Below are 25,674 nucleotides of genomic sequence, written 5' to 3'. Positions count from 1 at the left end.
ATTCTCGTGCGTGCCCGCGGGTCTCGACTCGCCAAGAGGGTTGCCGCTGTCTCAGACGGCTATCTTCGCGCGCACCTACCCGATGGAATGGCAACTATCCGGCGCGGTGGCTCGGCGTTCGTGGCAACACGGGACTCGGACACGGGTGCAGACCTGGCCTCGTTCACCTTGCCGGCGGTTGTCCCGATGATCGATTACTAGACAGGAGCAACGCCAATGGCCGGCAATCCAGCAAATGTGTCCTCGCGGCTGTTCGCCGAGGCTGACGTCCTCATTTACAAGGCGGCCACGCTGCCCGTCGACGATATCCCCGACGCCGTCGCCGACCCGTTCGTCACCACGGTCGGTAAGTGGGAGTTCCTCGGGCTGCTCGTCGGCGATGCCGGTATCGAACAGAGCCGCCAGTGGGACAGCACCGACATTCCCGCGTGGGGCTACGGCACGATCATCGTTGCCGACAAGGATTTTTCGCACACCACCAAGGTGTCCGCATTGGAGGACAACCCGACGGTGCAGGAGATCCTGTGGCCCGGTTCGACCGAGACGACCATCGTGGTGCCGCACGCGCTGCACGCGTGGATGGCCGTCGAGAAGCGCACCGCGGCAGGCGGTGTGAACCGGCTCATCTCCAAGATGCCGGCACGGTTCTGGTGCGAAACCATCTCCGACAACGAGGGCGGCGCGCAGCCCCGCGAGATCGAGGCTCGGATCTTCCCGAACTCGGCCAAGGAGCTGTACCAGGCTCAAAAGGCCGCCTGACCAGCGCATTACGAGAATCTCGTAGCGAAAACGTAAAGGAGAGAAGCGGTGCAAACTGTCAAGGCACTCAAGGCCCTGCCCGGCCGCCACGAGGGCGCGGTGTTCTCGGTCGACGAGAGCTCGGCCAAGGTCATGAAGGAACGCGGCGACGTCGAATTCGTCGAGGACACCCCAGAATCGGGCGGCCTGTTCGTCCGGTCGACGGCCCGCTCGGGTGCATCGGTGACCCAGGTCGCCGAGGCTGACTACCCCGAGCAGCCGGCGCGCGGCGAGGTCGTCGACGGCGACGGTGTCACCCACACCGAGCTGCCGTCCGAGCTGGGCCAGCCGACCAAGGCCTCGAACAAGGCCGACCTCGTCGCGTACGCAGCGCGCCAAGGCCTGGCCGACGAGACCGGCAACGTCTACAGCGAGGCCGAACTCGAATCGCTGAGCAAGCCCGAGCTCGTCGCCAAGCTCGGACTGTAGGGCACGTGCCGAGTGATGCGGCTCGGCTAGAGGCGACCGGCGCTACCGAGGCAGACGTTGCGTTCGGTGGGCAAAAGGTCGTGGTGCCGTTGGCGCTCGAACGTTGGCCGCTTCAACTCATCCGCGAGGCGCGGTGGGTTGAAGCGGTCGACGTGCTCCTCGCCGGGCAATCGATCGGCATCCCCGACCCGGTCATCGATGACTACCGCAACGTCTCTGAGCTGATGGCCCGCGCGGTCGGCGTCGGCCGGCTCCCGGAAACCCCACCGACCCCCGATCAGTGGTTCGGCGGCATCCCCACACTGTTGCGGCTGCTCGACCACTACGAGGAGGACGTCGAGCTCGATCTGCGCCGCGTGGGTGTCGACTACCTCGACCGGTTCCGCGGCACGCTCACATTGCGGCAGGTGTGGGTGTGTGTGCGGCGGTCTCAGCCAACCTCGGCAATCGCCTTGGCCGACAACGACGGCCGCCACGTGTGGACCGAGCCCGACTACATCGCCGCCAGCGTCTACCAGGCACTCACCGGCGAGATCTATCCTGGCCGGCCGCTCAAGCCCGAGGAGCGCACCAAGGCGCTCGAAGCTATGCAGGCAAAAGCCGAGCATGTCGATAAATTGCGGGAGAGGCAGGCCCACTACGCGCCACCGGCCGCACCGGTGACCGCTCCGGGCCTACCCGCAGCGATGCAGGAAGCAATCGCCAACCGAGAGAGAGAACTAGGAGCGACCCCCAATGTCCAAGAGCAACACCGCGGTTAAGGCAGTCCCCGACTCCGACGACGAGACGATCGAGGACCTCAACGCCGCAACCATCACTCTCGAATGGAAAGACCAGACGTTCACGCTGCCCAAGCGCCGCGGCCGCTGGCCCACCCGCGCGGCACGCGAATTCGCCAGGGAGAACTACCTTGAGGCGATCATCGCGCTCGTCGGCGAGGACGCATACCAGCGACTCGAGGAGCTCTGCCCGGTCGTCGACGACATGAACGAATTCGCCGACTACGCCGGCGCGAAGATCCAAAGCGACTGCATCCCGTAACCAGCACCGCCCCAGTAATTCCCCGCTCACTCACCACACCTCACTCTCTCCTCGACCCGGCATCACCCACGAGAACAGGCACGCGCGCACGTTGGGCGGTGACTGGTGGCGATCGACGAGGTCGGCTATTACGCGTTGCCGGTCATCCCCTCGTTTCAGGGCATGGACCGCCAGGTCAACTCGCAGATGCAGAAGACGTTCGGCGGGTTCGGCAAAAAGCTCGGCAAGGATTTCGGCGACAATGTCGGCCAGGGCCTCAAGTCCAGCGCCTCGGCGGTGCAATCAGCGGCCAAGTCCCATACCCAGGCGTTGGAGAAGGTCGCCGACGCGACCGGCAAGGTTCGTTCCGAGCAGGCCAAGCTCGACGCGGCCCGCAGCAACGCCGCATCTCGCGCTCAGGCCGTAGGTACTGCCGAGCGTCGGCTCGCCGATCTGCGCAACGAGGGAAAGGCCACCGCCAACCAGCTGGCTACCGCTGAGCGGCAGGCATCCTCAGCTCGTGAGCGGGCCCGCAACGCTGCCGCTCAGGTAACGACGATCGAGCAGCGCGTCGCGTCCACTCGCCGCGCTGAGGCGGCCGCCACCCGCGAAGCACAAACGGCCGAGCGCGAACTCGCCGATGCGCGTCGACGCACCAACGCGACCTCGACCGGTCGGGGTGGCCTGTTCGGCGGGCTGCGCTCGTCGCTGCAGTCCGAGGGCTCGGGTCTGGCGAGCATGGCCGGCGGCATCGGCGGCAAGATCGGCGGCGCGTTCATGGGCGCACTGGCCGGGGTGGTCAGCGCGGCCGCGGTCGGCGCGATCTTCAAGAGCGCACTCGACACGGGCATCGATTTCGAGCGCACCGTCAACGCGTTCTCAGGTGTCACTGCGCAACTCGGCGACACCGCCGAGACGAACACGCTGCGCATGGGCAAGATGCGCGACGCGGCCCGCGCGCTCGGCGCAGACACCCAGCTGGCCGGCGTCTCGGCGCGCGACGCCGGTAACGCCATGCTCGAACTAGCCAAGGGCGGCATGACTGCCGATCAGGCGATGCAGGCCGCACGCGGCACGCTGCAGCTGGCCACCGCGGGCCAGATCGACGCCGCCGAGGCCGCCAAGATCCAATCCGCGGCGATCAACACGTTCTCGCTCAAGGCAACCGACGCGACACGCGTCGCCGACCTGCTCGCTGCCGCGGCGAACGCCAGCTCGGCCGACGTCAGCGATCTCGGCCTCGCGCTGCAGCAGGGCGGCGCAGTCGCCGCCGGGTTCGGTGTCTCGATCGAGGACACCCTCACAGCGCTAACGATGTTCTCCCGCATGGGCATCAACGGCTCCGACGCGGGCACCATGCTCAAGACGTCCATGCTGGCGATCACCGACCAGGGCAACCCTGCGCAGGCGGCGATCGAGCAACTCGGCCTCAAGCTCTACGACGCAAACAAGCAGTTCGTCGGCGTCGAGTCGATGATGAAACAGGTCGCCGAGGCGTCCAAACGCATGAGCCAAGAGGAGTTTCAGGCGGCGACCGCCGTGCTGTTCGGCTCGGATGCGATGCGGGCCAGCATGGTTGCCGCCAAGGGCGGGGCCCAAGCGTGGGACGACTCGGCCGCCGCGGTTCGCCGCCAGGGCGCGGCCGCCGATATGGCCAGCGCGCAGATGCAGGGCCTACCCGGTGTGGTCGAGGCGCTGTCGAACTCGTGGGAGGCGTTCAAACTCAAGCTGTTCGACGTCATTGACGGCCCGCTCATCACGATCGGCAACTGGTTTACCGACGTGATCAGCGGCGAGGGCACCGGGCCGCTGCAGCAGTACGCCGAGAATTTCAAGTCGGTGTTCGCCGGTATCGGCGACTCGATCGGGCCGGTCAAAGAGGTGCTCAGCTCGCTCGGAGATGCGTTCCGGCAGTACGTCATGCCGGCGCTCACCGAGTACATGGACAAGCTCAAGGGCCCGCTGGCCGACCTCGGCCGCCAGGTCGGCGCGACGTTCCGCGAGGCGTTGCCGATCCTCAAGGCAGTCGGCATGGTCCTCGGCGGTGTGCTGGTCGGCGCGATCAAGGTCGTTTCGATCACGGTGCCGATCATGATTCGGGCGTTCACCGCCAGCCAGGCCGTGGCGCAGCGCGTATTCCAGGCGATCAAGATAGGCGCGACGGTCCTCACCGAGGTTGCCAAGGTGATCGGCGGCGTGTTCGTCGGCGCGTGGAACCTCGCCAAGACGGCGATATCGGCTGCCTGGTCGGTGATCTCACCGGTGTTCGACTTTTTCAAGGGTGCGTTCTCCGCGCTCGGCCAGGCCGCCGGCTACGTGTTCGACACCGTCCTCGTCCCGATGTGGCACAACTTTCAGCTGGCCGCCAGCGGCGCGGCCGCGGTGCTCTCCCCGATCTGGGACGGCATCAAGGCGGGGTTCTCGACGATCGGTGACGCCGCAACGTGGTTGTGGAAAAACGCGATCGTGCCGACCTGGGAAGGCATCAAGGCCGCCATGTCGGCCGGGTGGGCGGCGATCTCGCCGATATTCGAGCAGCTCAAGAACGCGTTCAAGAGCGTCTCCGATTTCGTGTCGACCGCATGGTCTGGCTTGGGCAACATCGTCAAGTCGGCCCTCGACGCGGTGATCAACGCAGTCAAGGCCCCGCTGCGGTGGCTCGGCGGTGTCCTACAACGGGTTCCGCTGTCCATCGGGCCCGTCGAGATCCCCGGTGCTCAGGCCGCCAAGGACCTCGGCAACGTGCTCACCGGCCTGGCGTCCGGTGGCGTGGCAGGCCGCACGCCCAAGGGCCTGCTCTGGGGGCCTGGTAGCGGCACCAGCGACTCAATCATCGGCGTCGACACCAAGGGCCGCCCGACCGCTCTCGTGTCCGCTGGCGAGGGCGTGGTGACCGCGAAAGCGATGGACAAGGGCGGGGCCCCCGTGGTCGCCGCGCTCAACTCGGGATGGGTGCCCAGCCCCGAACTGCTGCACGCGATGATCCCCGGCTACCGCACCGGCGGCGTGGTCGACGGCCCCGACGTGCGGGCCGCCATGTCGATGCTCGGCACCGCCTACAGCCAGGGCAACCGCACCGACTGCTCGGGCATGGTCGCCCGCGTCATCCTCAAGGCCCTCGGGATGGACAACAGCGGCGGCCTGATGTCCACCAAGAACGCCGAGCAGTGGTTGAGCAAGCTCGGGTTCCGCACGGGCACCGGCGGTCCGGGCGCGATCACCGTCGGCTGGTACGACCGCGGCCCGGCCCCCAATGACGGCCACATGGCGATGACGCTGAGCAACGGCCAGAACGCCGAGGCAGGCGGCCGCAACGGTGTTTTCACCATCGGCGCGAACGCCAAGGGCGGCGACGACCCCGGTTTCGACCAGCACATGTACCTGCCCATCGAGAACATCTACGGCGAGGGCTCAAGCTCGGGCGGCAGTTTCGGCGGTTTCGGTGGCGGCAGCTACGGCAGCGTCGGGGGCGGCATGGCCGACGCGGGCGGCAGCTACGGATACGAGCCGGCCTCACCGAAACAGTTGCGCGAGGCCGAGGATCGGGTCTCTGACCGCGAGCGCACCGTCGTCGAGAAACAGGCCCTCGTCGACGAGCGGCAACGCAAGCTCGACAGCGCCAAGCCGGCGCAGCGCGACTCGATGCAGCGCCAGCTCGACAACGCCAAGGACGACCTCATGCGGGCCGAGCGTGAGCGCGACCAGGCCAAGGACGATCTGGACGAGACGCGCCGCGGCAAGCCCCGCAAGGGCCCGGCCGGCGGCAAGGACGGCGGCGACAGCCAGCTCGGCGAGCTCGGCTCGATCGGCTCCCAGTTCCTCAAGGACACATTCGGTCTCGGCGACCTGTTCCCCGATCCGAGCCAGCTGGGCATCGTGAAGCTCGCTCAGTCGTTGCTCGGCATCAAGTACACCCCGCAGGGCAAGGGGTTCCCGTGGCAGACCGGATACGCCAACGGCGATGGCACCCCGTGGTCGGGCAGCCCGGCCAGCCCGCTCGATGACCTGTTCGGCGGTGGGGGCGGTGGCGGTGGGGGCGGTGGTCAGCTGCCGCTGGGCATGATCCCCGGCGTCTCCTCGGTGCTGCCCGACCTCGGTATGCCCGGCGCGCAGCAGCAGCACCAGGGCGGGGGCGTCGCTCCCGGACCGGTCGACCAGAGCACGCACGTCACGGTGAACAACCCGCAGGGCACACCCGAGGCGAACGAGCAACGCATCCGCCGGACCCTGCTCAACACCCCGCGATACGGCACCTACACCGCCAATCCGGGGGTGATGGGCAAGTGACCACCATCGAGATGCCGCCGGCCATCAGCGGAGACCGCCGCGTGGTGCCGTGGTCGCAGCTGTCCGAGGCCGCACGCGCCGAAGGTGTTTCGTGCGCGTGGATCGGCTCAGACGGCCGCTACTGGCCCCTCACCGGCACGATGGCCGGCACCGAGGGCGCGTTCGTCACCGGCGCGATCGACGGCATGGTGCACGTGCCATTCGAGGGCGTGTGGACCACACCGGCCTACGGGCCACCGAAATTCGAGCGCACCGTCGACGGCCGCCGCGAGATCTCGTTCACCCTCGGGCTCATGTCGAGCACCCGGCTCGGCTGGTACGACACCGAGTCTCGGTTCTGGGCCGGCTGCCGCAAGGACGCCACCGGCTACTTCTCGGTCACCACACGCCGCCACGGCCAGCTGTGGATACCGATGCAGCTGCTCGAAGCGCCCAAGTGCGCACTGCCCGACGACCCTGCCTACCAACGGGTCTCGCTGCACGAGATCATCCTGGCCGCCGACGGCGAGCCGCGATGGCGACGACCCGACGCGTCCCCGCCCCCGTTCGTCCGTCCGGCCGGCGGGCCCAACGTCGGCAAGATCCGCATCGCCAACCGCGGCACCGAACCGTCGTGGCCGATCTTCTTTGTGTCCGCGCCGGGCAAGATCTGGCTGCCCGACGGCCCCAACGCATTCACCAGCGGCGAGCGCAACCCGCTCGACGACTGGCCGCGCATCGGCAACCTGTTCGGCATCCCGTTCGTCGACGAGATCCTCGGCACGTTCACCCGCACCCGCGACGCCAACATGATCGAGATCCCCGAGCTCGAAGATGGCGAGCACGCGATCATCGACACCGACCCGACGCACCGCATCGCGATCACCACCAAGGACCCCGTCGACAACCTGCTCAAGAAATTCATCCGCAAGAGCGAGCTGCTCGACTGGCTGGTGGGTGAGTACGGCGACAGCGGTTTGCCTCTGCTGCAACGGTTCAAGGGCCAGGGGTTCTCGGTGCCGATCCCACCCAAGAGCGTGGCCACGCTGCCGGTCGTGCACGAGCACGCGGGCGGCAAGATCTGGTGCCAGCTGCCGCAACGATTTGAAAGCGCTCTCGCATGAACGGCCCGAGCGCGGCGATCCTGTGGGCGCTGGCCGGCGTGTGGTGCGCCGGTGTCGGCCTGGCGCTCGCGTGGTGGTTTGACGTTGGGCGGCACCCGTGACCGCGATTCTCGACCGCGTCGTCTCCGCGATCGGCGGGGCGCTCGACCCGCGCACCGAGGCCGGCGAGTTCTCCCCCGAGCTGCGGATGCACCTGCTAGAGCGCCGGTTCGCCTACATGAATCGGCGCACCAAAGCCCCGCTCATCCGGGTGTGGGACAAGGAATTCAACTTTATTGCCCGCGTCGAGAACCTCGACAAATGGGACTGGGAGGAACTCGCCACCGACGACGGCGAGGCGCATATCACGTTCTCGGGCAAGGACATGGAGTGGCTGCGCGAGATCCTCACCTACCAGATCGGTGACGACGAGGACATTCACCTCACCATCGACCCGGACCCCGACAAGCCGCACGACTGGCGGATGCGTTGGGGCGGCAAGGTCTCCACGATCGAGGGCGAGGACAACCCCGGCGAAGCGTCCATTACGACGCTGAACTGCATCTCAAATCGCCGCCACCTCAAGGGAATCTACCTGGCAGCCAACCCCATCACCCCAATGGAGGTGCAGCTGCCGAAGATGTTCCTGTGGGGTGGCCCGACCGCCTCGACGTGCGCGATCAGCACGTTCATCAACTGTTTCCGGCTGTTCTCGCTCAACGGGTTCTACCCGATCCCGCGCAACCTGTTCGCCCCGGAAACCTGGCTGCAGAACATCTCACCGCTGAACTGGCCGGTGCAGGTGATGCCGATCAACCCGATTCTCGACCAATCGCGTTGGTGCACTATCGGCGCTCGGTGGAAAGACGCGCACACCGTGCTGTCGCCGCCGATGAAGGACGCGAACGTGATCTGCCGGGCCTACACCTGGCTGCCCGGAGATCCCGCCCCGTACACGATGTTCGGGCCCGAGCTGGCCGAGCTGCTCAAGCCCACGCGTGCGTGCGTGATCCTGTCGTTCGAGAACGTCAGCGGCGTCACGGGCCCGACGGGCACCCTCGTCGACGGCGCGCTCAACCTGTTCGCGGCGACGCTCGACGACCTGATCACCGAGACGTTCATCCCGATCGACAGCGACCGCGACGGCGAGACCGACCCGCTGATTCGCAAGCTGTTCCTCGTCGCACCGAAACCGACGCCGTTCGTTTATCGCGACGTCGGTTACGGCAATGTCCGCAAATCGAAATTCGTAATTCATAAACAGCAAGCAACCGACATTATTGTCGGCGGTAAATCGCCTCAATGGGTGAATCAGGCGATCACATTCGCCATTAGATATGGGATATCGCAGCTGGCCCAGGTCGTTTTAGGCCAGGAGGCATATGGCGTTGAGGGCCTTGACAACCTTTATCAGGGCCAGCTCGATGACGTGTTTATTGCTTTCCAGAGATATGTGAATCCGCTGCGCTCTAGCAAAGCTGGTAGTTACGCGTTCCGCGAGTATTTCCACCAGGGTCACGGCTCCGCGTACACCGTGAACGCGATTCAGGACCTCGCGGCCGGCGACGCCGCGATGAAGGCCTACCGGTCGCAGAAGTTCGACGTGGGCGATGGCCAGCCCTACATCTTGGGCGAGGACTACTGGCTCGGCGATCGGGTGGCCGCCGAGATCCGCGGCGTCACCTACACCGAGAACGTGTGGGCGATCCGCGCCGAGGGCTCGCGCACCAGCGTGGGCCGGCCGGTGATCAGCTTCGGTGACGACACCCGCGAGGAGGACCCGGTCGCCCGCGGGTTCCGAACCATGAGCAACATCGCCAATTTCGCTGCCCTGCTCGCCGGGTCCGGCGATCTGTTCTAGGAGGTCAACCACTTTGAGTAAGGCCGCGCGGCTGCGCCGCAAGAAAACCCGCGGAAAGCTGGTGTTCCCAGGGTTTCCGTACGAACGTGAGTTCACCCAGGCCGAGCTCGACGAGCTGTTCGCGCGCTGGGACCGGCTCAAGGAAACGTTGCGCGACGCGGTCGGCCCGCAGGGCTGGGGTATGTCGGTGCCCGAGGACCTGTTGCAGCAGTTGGCGTTACACCAGGCCCTCGCCGGGGCCGACGCCGACTCGAACTATCCGCCGTTCGACCCAGCAACCGGGCGCGGTGCGTTCATCCGGCCCGTGCGCAACCCCGACGGTCTGCACACCGACTCGATCAAGTGGGTGCTCACCAAGCACGACAAGCCCGGTGATCGCACGCGAGACGCCAAGGCCGAGGCCAAGGCTCGTATCAAGGCGATGCAGGAAAACGCTATGCGCGGAGTCAGTGACGAGGTGCGCGAAGCTATGACCGAGATGTTCGCGGCCGGCACCGAGTGGGCCGAGGAGCAAAAGACAGCGGCAGTCGACCCAGAACCGTGGTCCGAGAAACTCGACCGAGATAGGAGCCAACCGTGACGGCCCCAACGCTGAGCGTCATTCCGACCGAACCGCTGTTCGTCGGCGAGCGGTTCATCCGTGTCCTGTTCTACATCGCGCCGCGCAATCCCGGTGACCCGCAAACGATCGTCGGCACGTTCACCCTGATGCCCGGCGAGGACAACATCGTGCTCGACGCGATCAAGGGCGACAAGGGCGACAAGGGCGACGCGGCACCGTTCTGGCGGCCCGAGTGGAACTCGACGGTCACCACGGTCGGTGATCTGCCGCCGAGCTCGGGGCCCGGCGCGCTCGGGCCCGGCGACGCCGGCCGCGCCTGGTATATCGATGGGTACTGGCACATTTGGACCGGTACCGGCTACCGGGTGATCCTCGGCGCGATCCCCGGCCCGCCGGGGCCCACCCCGGATATGTCGTTCGTGTTCCGCGGTGTCGAGCCGCCCGCGGGCGGCATCACCTACCCGCTCACGCTGAACGTGGCCGAGGGCGGAACAACGCTCGAGCCTGTTTTCACCGTCGACGTGCCACTGATCGAGGGACCGCCGGGCCCGTCGACCTCGATGCTCGGCGCACCCGACGTCTACGGCCCATTCCAAGAGGGCCAGACCATCGCCTACTCGGCAATGGCCGGCGGTGTCGGGCATCCGGGGTTCCGGCCCTCGGACAGCTCGCCGTGGGCGGCCAAACTGTTCTCGGTGCCCGAGAGCGCATTCGGGCCGTCGCAGACGTTCGGGCAGACCTACAACCTGATCAACACATTGATCGTCCCCGGCCAGGAGCTCGCCTATTACCCGTCATTCAACGGCCATGCCCGTTGGAAGCGAAGCGGTTTGTTCAACACGGCTCAGGTCGAGGTGCAGGTGCGTGCTCTGCCGCAGGGTTCGCCGAACGCCCCCGAGACCGGCCAGCTGGTCGCGCGTGCGCTCTACGATCCGTCGACGCTCGACGCCGAGACGATCGCGCACGTCCGCGAACACTGGTCGGACACCAGCGATCCGAGCCGCGCGGTCGCTCCCGACAGCGCGACCGGTCGCGTCCCGGCCGGCCAGGCGATGGTCTATTACACGCTGCTGGTCAAGATCGGCGGGTCGGGCTCGATCGCATACAACGTCTCGGGGTCGCACCTCGACGTGAAGCTATTCCCGGTGAGCTGAGAGGGGCCTTGGCGTGACCGTGGTGACACGCCGAGGGCAATACGCACTCGGTGACGCGAATCTGGCTCGCGGGGCCGGTGAGACATCGCTGAACAGCCCCAACCGATCCAACTTGGATTGGCAGTCAAGCCTGGCCGAGACCGCGCAGGATGCCGGCGACAAGATCCGCGGCGTGATCGAGGGCGTGCTCGACGGGGCCGTGCAAGAGATCTACGACCTCACCGGTATCGACCTGTCGTCAATCGTGAACCTGCTCAACCAGCTGCTCACCTCACCGCTGGACAGCCTCGGCTCGGTCGGCCTCGGCGACGTCCTCAGCGTGCTCGGCCAGTTCCTACCGTTCCTGCCGGGCGTCGACCCGTCGTCGTTCGACCCGGCCGCTGCGGCAACGCAGTTCATCAACAGCATCCTCAATCCGACGGGCCTGCTGGCGAACTGGCCGCAGCTCTACCAGGTGATCACCGGCGCGAACGGTGCGCTCAACGAGCTCGGCGAGCTGTTCCAACAGGGGCTATTCGGGCAGATCAATCCCGGTCGGCTCGGCCAGATCTCGGCGGCCGCGATCGACAACCTCAACCCCGAGACGCTCGACAACCCCGGTTTCGACACCGACGCCTCGATCCGGGACAACGAGGAGGTCGAGTGGGACGGCACATTCGGCCGCACCCGGCCGGGCTCAATGAAGATCATTGCCGACGGCACCACGCACACGGCGATCTCGAATCCGTTGCGGGTGGTGGCAAGCCGAACGGTCAACGTCGAGATCTGGACTTACTACGTGGGTGTCACGGCGAATCCGGGCACCACACCGATTCGGTTGTCGGTGGCGGCGTTCGACGCGCCCGTGATCGACGGCGGCCCACCGGTGTGGGTGGCCGACACCCTGATCCCTGCTCCCTCCATCGCGTCCCCGGCCGGCAATTCGTCAGCAGTCGCGGGCAACGTCGGCGGCTGGGTCAAGATCGTCGGGTCCTACACGGTGCCCGCCGGTGTCGACCGGGTCGTCAACAAGGTGCAGGTCACCGAGGACTGCCTCAGCGGCACGGTGCATTTCGACGACGGCTCACGCAAGCGCGCCGGCCTGCTGCCCAAGGAATACGTCGAGGGGCTCCTCGCGGACCTGGCCGCGCACGCCGCCAAGATTCAGGCGACGCTCAACAAGGGCTGGGAGGCCCTCACCGGTCTGCCCGCAGCCGTCGATAAGACGGTCGACGACCTCAAGGCCGCGCTGCAGAACATTCCGCAGGCCAACGTCGCCGGCCTCGCCGCGGCGCTCGCCTCGGCCGGCCAGGACATTCGAGACGCGATCGTGAACGCGATCACCGGCGGCAGCGGCACCGGGCACAGCACGGGCGACGTGATCGCCGCGCTACTGAACATTCCGCAGCACCTCATCAATGGGCTTGAGGACGACCTCGCCGACGCGGGCGACGCCATCGCCGACGTGTGGGATGACGTGCGCGACACGTGGAACAAGGTGGTCGGCGGCTACCGGCGCACCACCGTGACCGGGCAGACCAGCACCGACGTCGAGGAGGTGATGATCTCAGTCGGCCAAGAGATCCTGGTCGCCCAGGAGTCGACCATCACGCTCGCCAACCAGGCCAACGCGCCGCGCAACGTTCCGTTTTGGGTGTCGCCCAACCGATTCGAGGAGGTCTCGTTCCCGCGGGCGCTGCTGCAGCCGGTGCCCTCTATCGGCTCCGGTGGGAGCGGCACGACGGGTATCGGCTCGGGCCTCACCGTGCTCGATGCGAACTGGAATGCCGAGGAACGCGACGCGGTCAAGGCGCACACCCACAGCACTCCGAGTCACAGCCACGCGCTGTCCTACGTCAAGCCGACATTCACGATCCCGGACGGCACGCTGGCGCTGACCGCAATCACCATGACGCAGGACCGGCTCGTCAACGTGTCCCGGTTCCTCGCTGGTGGCGGAACTCCACCGAGCACCGCTCTGTATATCGGGCTCTACGCGATCGACCCGGCGACCGGGACCATGACGCTGGTCTACGACTACGGCGACCAAAAGGGCAACATCAACACCGGCGCGGACCTCTACGAGACGGCGCTGAACCTGCCCGCCGACATGCTGGCCGACGCGGGAGCAATGTTTGCCGTCGGAATCCTGCCGGTCGGCGGCTCGTTCGCGGTCGCCGGTGTGCGCCGTCAGCCCATCGTGACCGCCTCGGTGATCTACCCGGTGGCTGCCACCGAGCTGGTCTCCGGGCAGAGCAGCCTGCCGGCCACCGTCGACAACAGTTCGATGAACCACACAGCGACGCACCGTATCTGGGTCAGCCTCGGCCAGGCCGTCGAGTCGATCCCCGAGGACAACAGCCCGGTCACGCTGACGATGACGTTCAACGTGTCGAACACGTCGGCCTGGTCCTCGCCGAGTTTCCAGCAGTACGGCAACGCCAGCAGCAATTTCACCGTCAAGGACGGCAACATTTACGGTGGCGGGCCGACGGTGCTGTTCGGCGATGTGTCCTATGTGCGTTCGGCGCTGTGCCTCACCCCGGTGCACACCAACGACCACATGGCCGAGATCACCCTCGGAACCGGCTGGGACGACGATGCCTACGGCTACGCCACCGACCGCGCCTACGTGCGGTGCAACTCGGCGGGCACCTCGGGGGTGTGCCTGCACGTCGACGCCACCGGCGGCGCGGTGCGGGTGCGTATCGCCACCATCACGAACCTGACGTCGATCGGCACGGTGCGCGCCACCGTCTCCGGGATTGCCTACGCCGTGGGTGACCGGTTCAGCATCCGGGCAGTCGGCAACGTGTACCAGGCGTACCGCAACGACGAGCCGATCCCCGGCGCGACGTGGACCGACAGCGGCAACGTGGTGCCCATCGGTAAAGCGTGGCGTCGCACCGCGTTCGGGTCCGGCTCGCGCTGCACCAACGGCTACGCGCATTTCGAGCCCGCCCACATCGACGCGTTCAAAGCCGCAGACCTGGCGGCCTGATGCCCTGGCAGTCCGAGCTCCCGCCCGACCCGCCGAAACGGATACCGGGATGGTTCAGCGAGATCCCGGCCGCCGAGCCCGATTACTCGCCGGGGTGGTTCGAGCAGCCGAACCGGTCGCTACGCATCAACGCGGCCGGCACGCTCGACCTGCAGGCGTTCGCGCGCCGGGCCACCGAGCTCGACCTCGCCGCGGCCGGCGCGCTGCACCTGGGGGCCAGCCAGATCGAGCCGCGTGAGCTGTTCCTGCTCGGCAGCACCGACATGCAGCTGTCGGCCAGCCAGATCGAGCCGCGCGGGCTCAACCTCGCGGCCGCTGCGGCACTGAGCCTGCAGGCCGCGGCGCGCTACCAGGCCGCGCTGCAGTTGGCCGCCTCGGGCACGCTGAGCCTGCCCGCAGTGGCGCGCATGGCCGCCACGCTCGGCCTCAACGCTGCGGCCACGCTGAGCCTGCCGGCCTATCAGCGGCAGCTGCGCAATCTCAGTCTCAGCGCCGCAGGCTCTCTCACGCTGGCCGCGTTCGCCCGGATGGCCGGCGCACTCAACCTGTCGACGTCGGCGACGCTGAGCCTGGCGGCCGGGTTCCCCACGGTCGCCGAGGTCACGACGCCGATCATTGCGTCGGGTAACTACACGATCCCGTGGTGGTGCCGCTATCTCGACGTCATCGTGCTCGGTGGTGGTGGTGGAGCACTGCAAGGGGCGTTCGGCAACGGCGCGGGCGGCAAAAAGGGCTCGTGGAATGGCATTACGCTCGTCCGCGGCGTCGACATTGCTTGGACCCAGCTGCTCATCGCGTGCGTGATCGGTGGGGGTGGCTCGGTCACAACGGCATCGAACGCGAGTTCCGGTGGGGCCAGCTCGGCGGCCGGCATCTCAGGCCCCGGCGGCAACAGCGGAACCGCTTTCGGTGCTCAACCCGGCGAGAGCCCTGGGGATTTCGTGTTCAACGGCAAGTTGTACCCCGGTGGCGCAGCGGGCACCAGCTCCACCGTCCAAGTTCCCGGCTCTGGCGGATTCGGCGGTGGGTTCTTCGGTTCCGGGGCCGCGGCCGGCGGTCGCGGCCAGGTGTGGATTCGGGCCTACCAGTGAGCAGCGCAGCAAAACAGCAACGATGAAGGGACACTACGACGATGGGACTCATCACCGCCCGCAAGCAGGCACTCGCCGACGTGTGGAAAGGCTACGGCGCGTATTTCGGGGTGTGCACCGGCGCGCCTGGTGATACCACCACCCCGGCGAACGAGGCGGCCTACACCTCGGGTAACCGTGTCGCCTCGACGTTCTCCTCGAACACTGACGGCACGGTCGACGGCACCGCGGTCGTGCTGAACGCGCCGGCCGGAACCTACACGCACGGCACGCAATGCTCGGGGGCGACCGGCGCGAATCAGATCGCCTGGGGGACACTGACGCCGAGCATCGTGCTCAACGCGGCTGGCCAGGTCGTCATCACGCCGAAACTCATCGTGAACTGATGACCGCACCGCTCGGCACCGACGTCACTCTCGGGTTCACGGTGTGGCCCGCGTGGGTCGGCCTGTGCGAGGAGGTGCTCGGTATGCCGGTCGAGCCGCTGGCCAGCCTCGAATACCGCCGCGGGCAGATCTTCTGGCGGCAAGTCGACGGCCAGATCATCGGGGCCGGCCGTGTTTTCGTGCCCGGCGGCATCCCGTTTCACCGCATCGTCTACGCGTACGCCCCGGCCGGTGAGCCGTGCGGCTATGCGCCACTGCCCGAGCCGTTGCTGTACCGCGAGGCGACGTTCGTCGATATCGACCCGATCACCAACGCTGAGCCGGTCTGACCTCAGCACTAGTTGCGCTGGCGCGTCGTGCAACTCAGCGTGCGCAGTCCTAACGTGAGCCGCGAACCGCCCATATGTTCGATCACGCGAGGACAGCGCCTATGAGCTTCACTTGGTTCGCCGATAAGCCGTTGCGCACCCGCGAGCAGGTCGCCCGCGAGGTCCACGCGATTTCGCTGGCGCGCGGACTCGACGAGCTGGCCACCGTGATCTGCCTGATGGGCATCTCCACCGAGGTCGGGGCCGACGACCAGGACGGCAACCGCCAGTGGTGGTGTCCGATCAACCGCAAGGACCCCACAAGCGTTCCGTTCGACCATGATTCGGAAAGCGACGACGGATATTCGAGTGGCTACCTGCAGCAACAGATATCCGGCCCCGGCGTGACGCCGCCGTGGGGATGGGGCGGCCTGTGGGGCGACCGCGAGGGCGGCCGCAAGCGCATGACCCTGGCCACCGCGGCTGACATGTTCCTGGCCGCGCTGCCCGACGACTACACACGCGCGGCCGGAAACCCGGCGCTGGCAGGCCAGCTCGCCCAGCGCGTCCAAAAGTCCGCGTTCCCGGATCGGTACGCCCAGAAGTGGGACGAGGCATGGACAGTGCTGCGCCGCGCCCTGGCTGATCAACCACCAACGACACCGGAGGTACCCACAGTGGGATGGACAGGCGACCCCGTCTGGCTTGAGGACGTATTGCGCCCGGCGCTCGGCGACCGGCTGCGCACCCTGCCCGGCTGGCAGAACCGAGGGCACGGCGATTTCAAGGACATTCGCGGTGTCATGTGGCACCACACCGGCAACTCGAACGAGGCCGCCGAGAGCATCGCCAAGGGCCGCCCCGACCTGGCCGGCCCCCTGGCCAATATCCACATCGCCCCCAACGGCATCGTGACGATCGTCGCCGTCGGTGTGTGCTGGCACGCCGGGGCCGGCTCCTACCCGTGGCTGCCCACCAACAACGCGAACTGGCACATGATCGGCGTCGAATGCGCCTGGCCCACACCACGGCCCGACCTGCCCAAGGGCTACGACCCCGCAGAGCGGTGGCCCGACGCCCAGATCATCTCGATGCGCGACACCGCCGCGGCGCTCTCGCTCAAGCTCGGCGTCGGTGCCGACCACAACATCGGGCACAAGGACTACGCCGGTGCCGCCCAAGGCAAGTGGGACCCCGGCAACCTCGACACCAAGTGGTTTCAGGGCGAGATCGACAAGGACATGCGTGGCGTGTTCGACCCGGTCGCCCCGCCCGTCGTGGTCCCACCGGTCGACCCGCCGATCCTGCCGCAGCCGCTCACCGGGTGGAGCGACCGCGCGCTGTGGGAGGAGATCCTCAAGCAGCAGCGCGGGCCCGAACTGGTCGGCTGGCGGCAGCTCGATGACCTCACGGTCGTCGACTACCTCGCCACGGTCGGCGGCAAGCTCGACAAGCTGATCGCCGCAGTAGAGGCCCGGTAATGGGCTGGGCACCGCCGAGCAAGGTCGGCGACCGAGATCCTGCGATCGCGGTCGCCAAGTCCAAGCTCGCGCGATACAGCTACGGCAAGGGCCTGGGCTCCTCGGACGAGTACACCGAGGAGTTCGGTGTTGCGCTGGTCAAGTTTCAGACGATCGTGCACTCCGAGGTGCTGGCCGGTACCCGCAAGGGCCCCGACGTCAACACCGTCGGCGTGCTCGATTGGGCCACCAAGAAACAGCTCGGGATGCTCGACCCCGCCCCGCCGGTCCCGGCCCGGAAACGGCACCCGGCGTTCGTGTTCCGCGGCACCGGTGGTGTCATCGGCCTCGACTACGTCAGCCGGGTCTGCCAGGCCAACGCCGACCTCGTCGAGGAGATCAACACGCCGTGGGCCGCGACGATGGGCGGCATACCGGTGGGCACCGCGGGCAACGTGCGCACCGACCCGAGCATGTGGCGCGCGGTGCGAGAAGCGTTCGCCGCGTTCAAGGTCGAGTTCGCGCGCCGACTCGCGATCGACCCTCAGCTCAAGGCCATCATCGGCGGCTACTCGGCCGGCGGCGTGGTCGCTGCACTGTGCCGGCAATGGGTACTCGAGCGCTACCCCGACAACTACCTGTGCTCGTTCTCCCTCGGCGACCCGACCCGGCCCGAGGGTGGCGCGTTCTACAACGCACCGCTGGCCAACCGTGACGGCCAAGGCATCTCCTCGTGGCAGTACGGCGACGTCACCGACTGGCGGCACTGCTGGCTGACCAACGTGTCCGACCCGAACCGCCCCGACATGTACGGCCGCATTCCCCGCGGCAAGACAGGCGAGATCATGCAGGGCGCGTTCGACCTCGTCACGCACACCGAGTTCGGCGACCTGGCCACCACGGCACGCAATTTCGTGACCGTGGTGCCCGAGATCGCCGCCGACGCAGGCATTGCCGTACCGGATGCGCTCGGCGCGCTGTCCAACGGCATCCCCGGCCTCACCATGTGGGGCCTGCCGCTGCTCATCGGCGCGCTCGGCGGCCTGATCGGTGTCGGCAATCCCGACAACCTCACCGGCACCGCGGCCGCGGCAGCTGCAGCGCGGATCGGTCTCACGTTCGCGCTCGACCAGCCGCCGACCAAGCCGCACATCACCTACGAATTCGCCGAGGTCTGGCCCGGCATGACCTACCTCGGGCTGGCCTGCCAACACGTCCGCGACTGGGCCACCAAGGTTCCGGTCCTCACTTGAGAACACCGACAGAGAAGGGGCTGCATCGTGAACTGGCAACACTATTGGAAATCGATTCTCGCGTTCCTGTCGCTGCTGGCGACCAACGTTGCCACCCGCTGGGTGACCAACAAGGAACCGCTACCGGAGACCGGCAAGGACTGGATCGCGTTCGCCATCACCACGATCGGCGGCACGTGGCTGGTCTACCGGGTCGCGAATGCAGACAAGGACAGGGCTGGCAGCTCGTGACGTGGCGGCTCGTCGCACCGCATTTCGCGCGCCGAATTCAGCTCGCGGCGTTCATCATCGCGATGGGGTTCGGGCTCGATTACCTGTTCACCCCGCCCGGCTCGTCGACCGCGCTGACGTTCGTCGAGCGCGGGTTCCTGCCGCTGTGGGTGTGGGGCGCGACGATCATCGGCGCGGGCCTGGCCGGGTTCCTCGTCGAGTGGCTCATCCTCGGCGACGAGCACCCACTGCTGGCGACGTCGAAACGGTGGAAATGGGGCTGGGTGTCCAACACCGCGCACACCGTGATCTTCGCGGCGTTCGTGGTGCTGGCCTCGTCGTCGCTGTTCGACATCATCGGCCGCGGCCTTGAGGGTGGCGGCTGGTACGGCTGGCGCACCGCGCTGATGTGGGGCGGGTTCGCCTACGCCAACTTTCAGTTCATTCGTCGCATCGGACAACCCATATGAGTGCCGCTGCCGCGGTCCCCGTCGACCAGCTCCTCGTGGACCTGGTCGATAACCTGCCGGTCATCGTCCTGTTGGGCATCATTATCTGGCTGAGCCTGCCCCAGCTGGCCGAGCGGTTCACTATCATCGGCCGGTTCATCCGGTGGACCGGCCTATCGCGGCGGTGGAAAGAGAAGGCCGAGCGCCTCGAAAAACAACGTCGAGACGCCGCGATGGAGGAGGCCCGCAAGCTGGCCGCCGCGGCGATGCGCGAGATGACACCGCCCGATGTGCGCCGCATGGAGGCGGGCCTGCGGCGGCTCGCTGACAAGCTCGACGTCGTCGAGGACGCCGAGGCCATGCTCCGCGCCTATGTCATCTATGACGAGCTCTGGCATTTTCACGACGATCTCGACGAGGTCCGTCGCGGTCGTCGGCCGGCGCACCGGATGCCGATCGAGGCGTTCGAGCAGAAATGGAAATCGGGGTGGCGGCCGTTCGACGACGCCGGCAACCTCGTCGACGACGGAAGTGGAGGACCCACAGGCGATGGCTGATCTATCCGAGCTGCCGTGGTTCTTGTGCAAGGGCAACTACCGCGGCATCGTGCCCGACACCCTCGACGTCGGTATCCGCCCCGACCAATATCGGCCGTGGGCCGAGGTCACCCTGACGCCACACCTGGTGGGCACCGACAACCGCATCGTCACCGGCGAGGTCGAGCGCCGGCTGGCCGGGCTCACACCGCCGGTCACCGTGCTGCTGCTGCCGACCAAGGCGCGCATCGAAACTGGCGTTCTGCGGCTGCCCAGGCTCAACGCACCGGCCGGTGAAACCGATCCCCCCACACAGGGCGAGATCGACGAGCAGCAAGCCGCTGAGGGCGTCCCACTCATCGCCAACGACGACGGCGACACCCTCGAACTCGGCGACAGCCGCCTCGCGTGGCGCGTCGAGTTCGGGCCCATGACGATCCTCGGCACCTCGTACCGGTTCGCCGGGTTCTATTTCCTCAGCCCAACCGTCACCGGGTACGACCCGGAGGACGACGAGTGGGTGCCACCGGAGGTGGATCTCACGACCGTGGGAAGGTTTGTGCCGGCCCCGTGACCGAGGTATGCGAGGTGTGGAGCGCCGGCCAGCTCGCCGCCCTCGTGATCGGTACCACTGTGCTCGCCTCAGCGGCCGTGCTGGCGGTCATCCTCGGATGCGTCTGGCTGGCCCAGAGCTGGCCGGGGCTCGAAGGTGGGGCCGTCGTCGACAACCTTGCCCAGGACCCGCCAGCCGGCCTCGGCAAGGCCGCCCTCGGTGACTTCGCCTCGCGCGAATGCGTCGAGTAGGCGGGATGACGGGCCGTCGCCGGCTGGTCCGATCCACACGTCGCCCGGCGGGATCTTCTCGTTCGTGGTGATTGAAAACAGCTCGCCGAGGTCGATTCGCTCGCTGCTCATGCCGTCAGACCTTGCCACGCCAACGGCGGATAGTGGTGCGGTCGATGCCGAGCATGACCGCGAGCTTGTGCTCGCTGCGGTAGTTGGGGTCGCTCCGGTCGTCGGGCACGGCGAGCACCAGTGCTTTGACCCGTTCCTCGGCGCGCTTGGCCTCGGCGGCGATGCTGCGGTAGGCCTCGGCTGCGGCCTCGATATCGTCCTGGCCCCGATCGACGACGACCCAATCGTCTTGCAGCTCCCGCCGGCCCTCGACCGGCACGCGACGCTCAGCCTCGGCCAGGAGCTCAGCGTCGGTGCCGGTCCGCAGCTCGTCGGGTAGTTCGTATACCTCGGTGAGGAGCTCGGTGCGTTGGGTCGTGATTCTCACGGTGCGGGGTTCTCCTGCGGGTCGGGTGGGTGCGGGTTGTTTATCCAGTCGTTGACGTTCAGGTGCGCCCAGGCCCCCTCAGTCTCGTCCTCGGCGATCATCGCAGCCTCGTCGAGGGGCTTTGGGTAGAACCGCAGCTTGCCCTCGCAGGTCCGGCACGTCGCCGAGCGCTGACGTCGATTGAAATCAGGCAACAGCCTCATCCTTTCTCCGGGTGGTCTGGGTCGGATTGTGCCGCCCAGGTGGTGGAGTCCTCGCGCAGCAGATCGGCGGCGATACCGAAACCCATCGCGGTAGCCAGCGCGGTGCCGAACATCGTTGCGGTGCCTGCGATCAGTGCCCCGGTCGCCACGCCCAGCGCTACCGCGGCGATCACCCAGAGCAGCCGCGGCGTCATGCGCTCGGCCGCTCGTAGACGCTGCACGTGTCGTCACACGGCTCGTCGGCGGTGTGGGAATGCAGCGCCACCACGCCGGCCCGCGCGATCAGCTCACGCAGCGGATCGGCCGGCGCGAACACGGTGCGTAGCCGCTCGCGTCGAGCTTCCGCGCGTTCGGCGCGGACCTCGTCGGCCAGCTGCGCCCAGAACCGGACGAGCCCGGCGTCGGCGGCTCGGCGGTTGCGTCGACGCGCGCGAATGCCGAACGGGCCGCAGGCCGGGCAAGTCAGCAGGTGCGTCATCCCTTACCCCCCGCGCCCGGCTGGGTCGGGAACATGATGGCCGTCTTGCCGGGCAGTCGGCCGACGCGCACCAGCTGCCGCAGCGGGTCGAACTTGTTGTGCTCGGACACCAGCCACACGCCCACACCGTTCTCGTCGATGCCCTCGTAGGTCAGCTCGCACGGCGTCACCTCGCCGGTGATCTTGTCGACGATTCGCACGTCGCTGGGACGTTCCCCGGCCGCCATCACGCACCGTCCTCGGGCAGGATCGCGCCTGGTGCGTGGTATCGGGCCTCGACCTCGCGGTAGGTCTCGGGGAACGATGCCCGCAGCTTGGCCAGGTTGACGGTGTCGGCCTTGCGCATCGCGGCCATGATCAGCGCGTAGAACGGCGGGTCAGCCTTCACGATCTCCTGAGCCGCGCGGTAGTCGTAGAGGCTCACTCGAACCACTCCCCGGTGCCGCTGCAGTCGGTGCATTCCTCGTCGTTGACGTATCCCGATCCCGAGCACGTCTCGCACTGGTGGAATTCCGCACCCTCGGGCCGTGTCGGCTCAAACGCGCTCATCGGATGACCACCGATCCTGTTGGCAACCAACCGGGCTCATCACCCAGCACCGTGCCGTCGGTGACGGGGTACTCCTCGTAGGCCACAGTGCCGCGGGGCTGGTAGTAGCCATCTGAGCAGCTGCTGTAGTAGCTGCCGAACGAGCAGTAGCCCCGGACCCAGCCCGCCGGCACCCAGACCTCGCGGGCGCGTGTCCATGACCCGTCGGGGCGGCGTGGGGTGTCGCAGACGGTGCGGCGTTGCGCGCCGAGGAATCCCCAGCGGATCGTTTCGCAGCCGACGCCCGGCGCGGCCTTGGCCTCAACGGCGAGCCAGAGGGTGCCGCAGCCGACCAGCACTGCGGCGGATGCCATCGCGGCGAGGAACCGGCGCACGGCGCGTTTCGATGCTCCCGGCCGGGTGGGTGTGGTGATCATCAGGATGCTCTCTCTCGTTGCCAGCAAGGGGGTCGATTGGTGTGGTGCCGTCGGCTGGCGTTCGACGGCGAAGTCAGTCGGTGAATCGGTAGGGCTCGGCGGCCAGGCGCTCGGCGAGCACGGCGGCCCGGTCGGTGTGGTTCGCGCCAATCGCGTTGGTGCGGCCGGAAACCCAGTAGCGGGTGGGTCGGCCCTTGATCCCGCCCGAGGCCGACAGGACGCGGTCGCCCTCGGCGTCGGTGCCGAGGTGTGCCCACTCGACGGGGCCGCGGTGGAACCACACGAGGCCGATGTGCCGGCGGTCGTCGACTTTCCAGCCGTTCTGTTGCGCGAGCGCAACGAGGCGGTCGGTGACGGTCTCAGGCACGTGCGGTCTCCTCGGCGTCGTCCTCGTCGGCCCACCGTTCGAGCACGCGCACCTGCCAGCGCGCGAGCCGCACGTGCGCGGCGTCGGGTTCCCAGGTCAGAGCGGGCACGGTGCACCTCTTTCGGGTGGTGGTTGGTGAATCCGCTGTGATGTTGCGGACGCTACAAAGGGCGTGGGACAAGGTCGGGGTGCTGATGCCGATCTATGCCGGCCGGTACCCGGCTGCGGAGTGCGTCGGGCACCAGAAATCCATGACTCGGCCGGGTGTGCGCCGCCACCCCGCTTTGTGGGCCCGGGCTGCAGCTTCGCGCCTCGAACGGGCGTCGACGACAAGAGGTTTCGATACGACCCGCGCGTACGGGTAGCGGTCGGGGTTGCACTCCCAGGCCGCGCAGCGGATCTCGAACTTGACTGGCGTGATCATCGGGCACCGCCTGTTGTGTGAGCTACCAATAATGTGTAGTGGACGCTACCAAGTAGCGGTAGCGTACGCAACTGTTTTTGGTAGTGTCCGCAACAGTTCGGTGAGACAAAAAGAGGGCCCCGAGACATCGCTCGGGGCCCTGAACGGGGTTGGGGTCGGGTGTTACTGCTGCAGCTCGGCGTGCACCGTGCCGTAGTCGCGGATCTCCCAGATGCGGTCGCTGTCGATGCCGTCGAAATTGACCTTGTCCAGCGTCGCCCGCGAATAGGTGACGTCGAGGATCGTCATGTTCGAGGTGTTGCCGTAGGCGTCTTTCATCGGGAACCGGCCCTGCACGGTCACCTCGACGGCCTGCGGGTAAGCCTCGTCGGCCCACTTGAGGATCTTGACGGTGTCGCGCTGAGCCTGGCGGGCGATCATGCCCTTGGTGAACGCGTCGTGAATGTCGAACTCGGTCACCACCACCTCGCCGTTGGGGCCCGAGCCCACGCGTGCGGTGACTCCGCTCGGCGGCGTCGGTGCCTGTGGGGTGGTGGGCGCGGCCGGGGCCGGCTCGCTGCTGGGCTCCTCGGTCGGCGCGGCGGTCGGCGCGGCGGTCGTGGGCTCGGGCGTCGAGCTCGACGTCGGCTCGGCCGTCTGCTCGTCGGCCGGCGGCTTGTCGACGAGGCTGCCGATGATCACCAGGACGACGAACGCCACCGCGATGCCGATGCCGACCTTGGCGAGGCGGCTCATCGGCTTGCGCTGCTTGGCCGGGCCGGTGTCGCTCCACTCCTGGCCGTCCCAATACTTCTGACTTCTCCCGCCCGCCGGGTCGGCATACCAGCCCGGTGGCGGCAACTGCTGCTCATCGCTCATGGGCGGCAGCGTAAACCGCACAGCTCACACCGTGGCGTGGAAACGACGAGGGCCGGGCGATCGTGTGATCGCCCGGCCCCCGTCGTCGGTCAGCGCTGAATCAGGCAGCGGCAGCCATCATCGCCGCCCGCATCTCGTCGTCGTCGACCGCGGTGTAGCGCTCGGTGATCGCCAGGTTGGAATGGCCCAGCAGTTCTTGCACCGCACGAATGTTGCGGGTGCCTCGGTATGCCTTGCTGGCGAAGCGGTGCCGAGCCTTGTGCATCGTCCACACGCCGTCGATCGCGTCGGAGCACAGGATGCCGACCCACTGCGCGGTGACGTGGCCACCGTGCGGGCTCGGGAACAGCCAGCCCGAGGCGGGATAGCCCACGGCCCCGTACCCGGCCGGGCCGGCGGCGATCTTGGCGGCCAGGTCGGTGCTGATCGGGACGAGCCGCTCGCGTGAACCTTTGCCGTGCACAAGTAGCTGTGCTCCACCGGAGCTATATCGCAGGTCGCGGGTGTGGACCTTGGCGACCTCGGCCCGTCGCAAACCGACCTCGCCGGCCAGGCGCAGCATCAGCGCCGTGCGCGCGCACGCCGCGGCGACCGATTCGGCGAACACCTCGTCGGGCACCGGCTGCGGGATCGCACGCGGGACCTTGACCTGCGGCAGTTCGAGCGCGGGGTTCTCGGGTATCAAACCGTTCTTGTGCGCCCACGTGAAGAACCCCCGCACGCCGGCCCGGTAGCTGCGCCGGGTCTCGGGTTTCCACTCCTCGTGGATCTCGAACCATCCGAGCAGGTCGTCCACTGTGACACGGTCGACCGGCAGATTCAGCGACCGTTGCAGGTACTCGATCTGCCACCGCCGCAGCCGCCGTGTGGTTTTCGGACGGCCGATGGCCACGAGATACCCGACGTATCCCGCGATCAGTTCGTCCCACTGATCAGCCCTTTGGTTCATGGTTGCCCACCTTTCGTGTTCGTCAAAAACGTTGTGCCAGTAATGGTTTGGAGAACGTAGATCGAGCGAATTGACGTCCGCTGCCAATCCAGAGAGTTCTTAACTAGCAACACCTGACGCGTATCGCGCACTCGATTCGCTGGACGTCGAGCCAGGAAACCTGCCGACCGATAGGCGTCATCGTGACCACCGTGCAGCTGGCGAACTCCGCGAGGGTGGCTGGCAGCCGCAGACGCGTCCGGTCGACTCAGCAGATTCTTATGATCGATCATGATTTCTGGA

31 protein-coding genes are annotated in these 25,674 nt (G+C 67.4%); 20 read left to right on the top strand and 11 right to left on the bottom strand.

The annotated features are described in order from the left end of the window. Positions 1-216 precede the first annotated feature (216 nt). The 20 genes from AC4LGL_RS33505 (at position 217) to AC4LGL_RS33410 (ending at position 20,670) form a co-directional block, all read left to right on the top strand. A complete protein-coding gene (locus AC4LGL_RS33505; RefSeq protein ID WP_491842537.1) occupies positions 217-759 on the top strand; it encodes a hypothetical protein in 543 nt (180 codons plus the stop codon). A gap of 48 nt (positions 760-807) precedes the next feature. Beyond that, positions 808-1,227, top strand: a complete 420-nt coding sequence (locus AC4LGL_RS33500; protein WP_491842536.1) for a hypothetical protein — start codon at positions 808-810, stop codon at positions 1,225-1,227. Between the two features lie 5 nt (positions 1,228-1,232). Further along, positions 1,233-1,988 carry a hypothetical protein gene (locus tag AC4LGL_RS33495; RefSeq protein ID WP_491842535.1) on the top strand — a complete coding sequence of 252 codons (756 nt, stop codon included), beginning with the start codon at positions 1,233-1,235 and terminating at the stop codon, positions 1,986-1,988. After that, the gene (locus tag AC4LGL_RS33490) at positions 1,963-2,268 is read left to right on the top strand and encodes a hypothetical protein (RefSeq protein ID WP_491842534.1); all 306 of its coding nucleotides are present in this window, start codon (positions 1,963-1,965) and stop codon (positions 2,266-2,268) included. Before AC4LGL_RS33495 ends, AC4LGL_RS33490 begins: the two co-directional genes overlap by 26 nt. A gap of 105 nt (positions 2,269-2,373) precedes the next feature. Continuing rightward, positions 2,374-6,534, top strand: coding sequence for a phage tail tape measure protein (locus AC4LGL_RS33485; protein WP_491842533.1), 4,161 nt, complete (start codon positions 2,374-2,376; stop codon positions 6,532-6,534). Further along, positions 6,531-7,637: a hypothetical protein gene (locus AC4LGL_RS33480; RefSeq protein ID WP_491842532.1), complete on the top strand. Its 1,107-nt coding sequence runs from the start codon at positions 6,531-6,533 to the stop codon at positions 7,635-7,637. Before AC4LGL_RS33485 ends, AC4LGL_RS33480 begins: the two co-directional genes overlap by 4 nt. Before the next feature lie 187 nt (positions 7,638-7,824). Next, positions 7,825-9,477 (top strand): Gp37-like protein, encoded by a 1,653-nt coding sequence (locus tag AC4LGL_RS33475; protein ID WP_491842598.1) that lies wholly within the window; start codon positions 7,825-7,827, stop codon positions 9,475-9,477. A 13-nt stretch (positions 9,478-9,490) separates the two neighbouring features. Then, positions 9,491-10,057 (top strand): phage gene 29 protein family protein, encoded by a 567-nt coding sequence (locus AC4LGL_RS33470; protein WP_491842531.1) that lies wholly within the window; start codon positions 9,491-9,493, stop codon positions 10,055-10,057. Next, complete coding sequence (locus tag AC4LGL_RS33465; RefSeq protein ID WP_491842530.1) at positions 10,054-11,193, top strand: hypothetical protein; 1,140 nt, start codon at positions 10,054-10,056, stop codon at positions 11,191-11,193. Before AC4LGL_RS33470 ends, AC4LGL_RS33465 begins: the two co-directional genes overlap by 4 nt. Before the next feature lie 13 nt (positions 11,194-11,206). Further along, positions 11,207-14,173 carry a DUF7257 domain-containing protein gene (locus AC4LGL_RS33460; RefSeq protein WP_491842529.1) on the top strand — a complete coding sequence of 989 codons (2,967 nt, stop codon included), beginning with the start codon at positions 11,207-11,209 and terminating at the stop codon, positions 14,171-14,173. Continuing rightward, positions 14,173-15,264 (top strand): glycine-rich domain-containing protein, encoded by a 1,092-nt coding sequence (locus AC4LGL_RS33455; RefSeq protein ID WP_491842528.1) that lies wholly within the window; start codon positions 14,173-14,175, stop codon positions 15,262-15,264. The genes AC4LGL_RS33460 and AC4LGL_RS33455 overlap by 1 nt, the downstream gene beginning before the upstream one ends. Before the next feature lie 41 nt (positions 15,265-15,305). Beyond that, positions 15,306-15,650 carry a phage tail fiber protein gene (locus AC4LGL_RS33450; RefSeq protein ID WP_491842527.1) on the top strand — a complete coding sequence of 115 codons (345 nt, stop codon included), beginning with the start codon at positions 15,306-15,308 and terminating at the stop codon, positions 15,648-15,650. After that, positions 15,650-15,979 carry a hypothetical protein gene (locus AC4LGL_RS33445; protein WP_491842526.1) on the top strand — a complete coding sequence of 110 codons (330 nt, stop codon included), beginning with the start codon at positions 15,650-15,652 and terminating at the stop codon, positions 15,977-15,979. Before AC4LGL_RS33450 ends, AC4LGL_RS33445 begins: the two co-directional genes overlap by 1 nt. 656 nt (positions 15,980-16,635) lie before the next feature. Next, positions 16,636-17,439 carry an N-acetylmuramoyl-L-alanine amidase gene (locus AC4LGL_RS33440; RefSeq protein ID WP_491842597.1) on the top strand — a complete coding sequence of 268 codons (804 nt, stop codon included), beginning with the start codon at positions 16,636-16,638 and terminating at the stop codon, positions 17,437-17,439. Further along, a complete protein-coding gene (locus AC4LGL_RS33435; protein WP_491842525.1) occupies positions 17,439-18,671 on the top strand; it encodes a hypothetical protein in 1,233 nt (410 codons plus the stop codon). Before AC4LGL_RS33440 ends, AC4LGL_RS33435 begins: the two co-directional genes overlap by 1 nt. 27 nt (positions 18,672-18,698) lie before the next feature. After that, positions 18,699-18,902, top strand: coding sequence for a hypothetical protein (locus tag AC4LGL_RS33430; RefSeq protein ID WP_491842524.1), 204 nt, complete (start codon positions 18,699-18,701; stop codon positions 18,900-18,902). After that, entirely contained in the window at positions 18,899-19,351 is a 453-nt protein-coding gene (locus tag AC4LGL_RS33425; RefSeq protein ID WP_491842523.1) for a hypothetical protein, read from the top strand. The genes AC4LGL_RS33430 and AC4LGL_RS33425 overlap by 4 nt, the downstream gene beginning before the upstream one ends. Then, positions 19,348-19,887 (top strand): hypothetical protein, encoded by a 540-nt coding sequence (locus AC4LGL_RS33420; RefSeq protein WP_491842522.1) that lies wholly within the window; start codon positions 19,348-19,350, stop codon positions 19,885-19,887. The genes AC4LGL_RS33425 and AC4LGL_RS33420 overlap by 4 nt, the downstream gene beginning before the upstream one ends. Continuing rightward, positions 19,880-20,440, top strand: a complete 561-nt coding sequence (locus AC4LGL_RS33415; RefSeq protein WP_491842521.1) for a hypothetical protein — start codon at positions 19,880-19,882, stop codon at positions 20,438-20,440. Before AC4LGL_RS33420 ends, AC4LGL_RS33415 begins: the two co-directional genes overlap by 8 nt. Continuing rightward, entirely contained in the window at positions 20,437-20,670 is a 234-nt protein-coding gene (locus tag AC4LGL_RS33410) for a hypothetical protein (RefSeq protein WP_491842520.1), read from the top strand. The genes AC4LGL_RS33415 and AC4LGL_RS33410 overlap by 4 nt, the downstream gene beginning before the upstream one ends. Positions 20,671-20,785: 115 nt before the next feature. Here the strand turns inward: AC4LGL_RS33410 and AC4LGL_RS33405 are convergent, their stop codons facing one another. From AC4LGL_RS33405 to AC4LGL_RS33355, 11 genes are all read right to left on the bottom strand, one after another. Further along, positions 20,786-21,148 (bottom strand): hypothetical protein, encoded by a 363-nt coding sequence (locus tag AC4LGL_RS33405; protein ID WP_491842519.1) that lies wholly within the window; start codon positions 21,146-21,148, stop codon positions 20,786-20,788. Next, on the bottom strand, positions 21,145-21,342 hold the full coding sequence (locus tag AC4LGL_RS33400; protein ID WP_131821139.1) for a hypothetical protein: 198 nt from the start codon (positions 21,340-21,342) through the stop codon (positions 21,145-21,147). Before AC4LGL_RS33400 ends, AC4LGL_RS33405 begins: the two co-directional genes overlap by 4 nt. Positions 21,343-21,347: 5 nt before the next feature. Beyond that, positions 21,348-21,545 (bottom strand): hypothetical protein, encoded by a 198-nt coding sequence (locus tag AC4LGL_RS33395; protein WP_491842518.1) that lies wholly within the window; start codon positions 21,543-21,545, stop codon positions 21,348-21,350. Further along, positions 21,542-21,829, bottom strand: a complete 288-nt coding sequence (locus AC4LGL_RS33390) for a hypothetical protein (RefSeq protein ID WP_491842517.1) — start codon at positions 21,827-21,829, stop codon at positions 21,542-21,544. Before AC4LGL_RS33390 ends, AC4LGL_RS33395 begins: the two co-directional genes overlap by 4 nt. Next, positions 21,826-22,056: a hypothetical protein gene (locus AC4LGL_RS33385; protein ID WP_491842516.1), complete on the bottom strand. Its 231-nt coding sequence runs from the start codon at positions 22,054-22,056 to the stop codon at positions 21,826-21,828. Before AC4LGL_RS33385 ends, AC4LGL_RS33390 begins: the two co-directional genes overlap by 4 nt. After that, entirely contained in the window at positions 22,056-22,253 is a 198-nt protein-coding gene (locus AC4LGL_RS33380) for a hypothetical protein (protein WP_491842515.1), read from the bottom strand. Before AC4LGL_RS33380 ends, AC4LGL_RS33385 begins: the two co-directional genes overlap by 1 nt. Then, positions 22,250-22,378, bottom strand: coding sequence for a hypothetical protein (locus tag AC4LGL_RS33375; protein ID WP_491842514.1), 129 nt, complete (start codon positions 22,376-22,378; stop codon positions 22,250-22,252). The genes AC4LGL_RS33380 and AC4LGL_RS33375 overlap by 4 nt, the downstream gene beginning before the upstream one ends. Beyond that, on the bottom strand, positions 22,375-22,794 hold the full coding sequence (locus tag AC4LGL_RS33370; RefSeq protein WP_491842513.1) for a CDGP domain-containing protein: 420 nt from the start codon (positions 22,792-22,794) through the stop codon (positions 22,375-22,377). Before AC4LGL_RS33370 ends, AC4LGL_RS33375 begins: the two co-directional genes overlap by 4 nt. Positions 22,795-22,867: 73 nt before the next feature. Next, entirely contained in the window at positions 22,868-23,161 is a 294-nt protein-coding gene (locus tag AC4LGL_RS33365; protein WP_491842512.1) for a hypothetical protein, read from the bottom strand. Between the two features lie 586 nt (positions 23,162-23,747). Continuing rightward, positions 23,748-24,443 (bottom strand): DUF2510 domain-containing protein, encoded by a 696-nt coding sequence (locus AC4LGL_RS33360; RefSeq protein ID WP_491842511.1) that lies wholly within the window; start codon positions 24,441-24,443, stop codon positions 23,748-23,750. 100 nt (positions 24,444-24,543) lie between these two features. Beyond that, a complete protein-coding gene (locus AC4LGL_RS33355) occupies positions 24,544-25,392 on the bottom strand; it encodes a tyrosine-type recombinase/integrase (RefSeq protein ID WP_491842510.1) in 849 nt (282 codons plus the stop codon). Positions 25,393-25,674 lie beyond the last annotated feature (282 nt).

Source organism: Mycolicibacterium arcueilense, assembly GCF_058536225.1.
This window is presented reverse-complemented; position numbering and strand designations above follow the sequence as displayed.

Excerpts from the sequence above, each read along its gene's own strand:
- AC4LGL_RS33505 (WP_491842537.1), top strand. The coding sequence starts at position 217 with ATGGCCGGCAATCCAGCAAATGTGTCCTCGCGGCTGTTCGCCGAGGCT.
- AC4LGL_RS33490 (WP_491842534.1), top strand. The coding sequence starts at position 1,963 with ATGTCCAAGAGCAACACCGCGGTTAAGGCAGTCCCCGACTCCGACGAC.
- AC4LGL_RS33475 (WP_491842598.1), top strand. The coding sequence starts at position 7,825 with ATGCACCTGCTAGAGCGCCGGTTCGCCTACATGAATCGGCGCACCAAA.
- AC4LGL_RS33455 (WP_491842528.1), top strand. The coding sequence starts at position 14,173 with ATGCCCTGGCAGTCCGAGCTCCCGCCCGACCCGCCGAAACGGATACCG.
- AC4LGL_RS33450 (WP_491842527.1), top strand. The coding sequence starts at position 15,306 with ATGGGACTCATCACCGCCCGCAAGCAGGCACTCGCCGACGTGTGGAAA.
- AC4LGL_RS33445 (WP_491842526.1), top strand. The coding sequence starts at position 15,650 with ATGACCGCACCGCTCGGCACCGACGTCACTCTCGGGTTCACGGTGTGG.
- AC4LGL_RS33435 (WP_491842525.1), top strand. The coding sequence starts at position 17,439 with ATGGGCTGGGCACCGCCGAGCAAGGTCGGCGACCGAGATCCTGCGATC.
- AC4LGL_RS33420 (WP_491842522.1), top strand. The coding sequence starts at position 19,348 with ATGAGTGCCGCTGCCGCGGTCCCCGTCGACCAGCTCCTCGTGGACCTG.
- AC4LGL_RS33415 (WP_491842521.1), top strand. The coding sequence starts at position 19,880 with ATGGCTGATCTATCCGAGCTGCCGTGGTTCTTGTGCAAGGGCAACTAC.
- AC4LGL_RS33395 (WP_491842518.1), bottom strand. The coding sequence starts at position 21,545 with ATGACGCCGCGGCTGCTCTGGGTGATCGCCGCGGTAGCGCTGGGCGTG.
- AC4LGL_RS33390 (WP_491842517.1), bottom strand. The coding sequence starts at position 21,829 with ATGACGCACCTGCTGACTTGCCCGGCCTGCGGCCCGTTCGGCATTCGC.
- AC4LGL_RS33385 (WP_491842516.1), bottom strand. The coding sequence starts at position 22,056 with ATGGCGGCCGGGGAACGTCCCAGCGACGTGCGAATCGTCGACAAGATC.
- AC4LGL_RS33375 (WP_491842514.1), bottom strand. The coding sequence starts at position 22,378 with ATGAGCGCGTTTGAGCCGACACGGCCCGAGGGTGCGGAATTCCACCAG.
- AC4LGL_RS33370 (WP_491842513.1), bottom strand. The coding sequence starts at position 22,794 with ATGATCACCACACCCACCCGGCCGGGAGCATCGAAACGCGCCGTGCGC.
- AC4LGL_RS33360 (WP_491842511.1), bottom strand. The coding sequence starts at position 24,443 with ATGAGCGATGAGCAGCAGTTGCCGCCACCGGGCTGGTATGCCGACCCG.
- AC4LGL_RS33355 (WP_491842510.1), bottom strand. The coding sequence starts at position 25,392 with ATGAACCAAAGGGCTGATCAGTGGGACGAACTGATCGCGGGATACGTC.